This window comes from Bacillus rhizoplanae (genome assembly GCF_917563915.1).
Taxonomy (GTDB): domain Bacteria; phylum Bacillota; class Bacilli; order Bacillales; family Bacillaceae_G; genus Bacillus_A; species Bacillus_A rhizoplanae.
The window spans coordinates 1-1,864 of the sequence record NZ_CAKJTI010000075.1 but is presented as its reverse complement, the minus strand read 5'-3'; the positions used below and the strand labels follow the sequence as shown (position 1 = coordinate 1,864).

1 protein-coding gene is annotated in these 1,864 nt (G+C 34.3%); it reads right to left on the bottom strand.

Features of this window, described 5'->3' with window-relative positions; all coding sequences use genetic code 11:
* Positions 1 to 410 precede the first annotated feature (410 nt).
* Positions 411 to 1,304 carry an endonuclease/exonuclease/phosphatase family protein gene (locus tag LRP84_RS22285; protein ID WP_230577077.1) on the bottom strand — a complete coding sequence of 298 codons (894 nt, stop codon included), beginning with the start codon at positions 1,302 to 1,304 and terminating at the stop codon, positions 411 to 413.
* Between the last annotated feature and the right edge of the window lie 560 nt (positions 1,305 to 1,864).

Below are 1,864 nucleotides of genomic sequence, written 5' to 3'. Positions count from 1 at the left end.
AGCTCTCTAGCGCCGATGGTAGTTGGGACTTTGTCCCTGTGAGAGTAGGACGTTGCCAGGCAATCTAAGACGAGTCAGTATGACTCGTCTTTTTTGTGTTTTTCGTTATGTTAATTTACAATTCTTTCATATATGATCAAGCAAATAAAAGAAGAAACATGTTTATGATTTGTAATAAATGTAAATATCTGTAACGAGTAAGGTGTTTGCATTTTTCGTTTATTGCATCAAACATTGATCTTTATCTCGTTAAAGGCACCAGTCTTAAGATTCAGAGAGAAACAAAAATTACCGCTGAGAAAAGTTTTACTTTCTTTATAAATAATAGGTCAAATAAACGAAATGAACCCTGTAGAATTCAAGAGCAGTCTCTTGAGAACTGTATTAGTTTTTTATTTCTATATGCCACCCTATTTAGAATTTAGAACCATTTCCGCAATAACAGGGAAATGATCGCTTGGATATTGGCCGTTCTTTATAAAATCATTAATTTCTGCTTGTTTAACGGTTATATTTCCTTTGTATAAAATCCAATCGATTCGGTGATCTCCTCCAGTAGGATTATTGAATCCGTTAAATGTGCCAAGGTTTTCACCAATTCGTGTTTCCGCTGTTTCCCAAGTGTCCAAAAACTTTCCTTCGTTAATCAAAGTCTGATAAGGATTAGTCCCAGGAGCAGTATTAAAATCACCTGTAAGGATTACGGGCAATTTAGGATCAAATTCGTTTACTTTTTGAACAATTAATGCAGCGCTCTTTTCTCTCGCTTCCACGGAAATATGGTCAAAGTGAGTGTTAACGAAATAGAACTCTTGCTTAGTTTTTGTATCCAAAAACTTTACCCACGTTACCATTCGCGGAATTTTATTACCCCAAGTTGTTGAACCGATGACATTAGGAGTATCAGATAACCAGAAATAATCGTATTCTAACGGAGTAAATCGATTTTTATTGTAGAATACTGCTGTATATTCGTCTTTGCTTCCGCCTTTTCTCCCAATTCCAATCCAATCATACTGAGGCATGTCTGCATGGAGGTCTTTCAACTGTGAATAAAGACCTTCCTGTATTCCTAGGATGTCTGGTTTTTCTTTGTTCAGCAACTGAGCCATTACAGGACGACGTTCTGCCCAAGAGTTTGGCGAAGTATCACTTGCATATCGTAAGTTATAACTCATTACTTTGAAATTATTAGTATTGCTTACTGGCTGCTCTGTTTTATCATTTGCAGCTACTTGTGGTATTCCTGGTAACAGAACTACTAACATGATGATTAGAAATGTGAGACGTTTAAATTTGTGCATTATTTCTCCCCCTTATACTTTTGAAATAGTCATGCTCGTTTAGATTACTCGATTTTTGTAAATTGAGTATTAAGAAAATTTTGTTATTTTGTAAAGAAATGTATATAATTTGAAGAAAATGTTGAGTAAGGGCACCAGCCTTTCTTAGTTATAGGAAGGCGATTTCACTGTATCAATAAAGCGGGGTGTTGATAAGAATATGTTGTCTTAAAAAATACATTTGTGAAAGTATATTTTTATAAAGTTACAGGCTTGATTAGCTTTTGTGTTTAGGAAAAAGGGCTATTTGTATTAGCTTGATATAGTTAGCGATTTCACATAGCGATAAAAAATCATTTTTTAAAAAATAAGTATTGCTTTTTTTAGAACAAACGTGTAATATTATAGAAGTCGCTGATGCAACAGAGCAGAAAGCGAAAACGAAGTAAAAAACTTAGTTGACATTGAATGACTGAGATGTCAACATAAGGAAGTCGCAATTAAGCGGCAAACAAGTTCTTTGAAAACTGAACGAAACAAACAACGTGAAACGTCAATTTTTATTTATGATGCTAGACAAA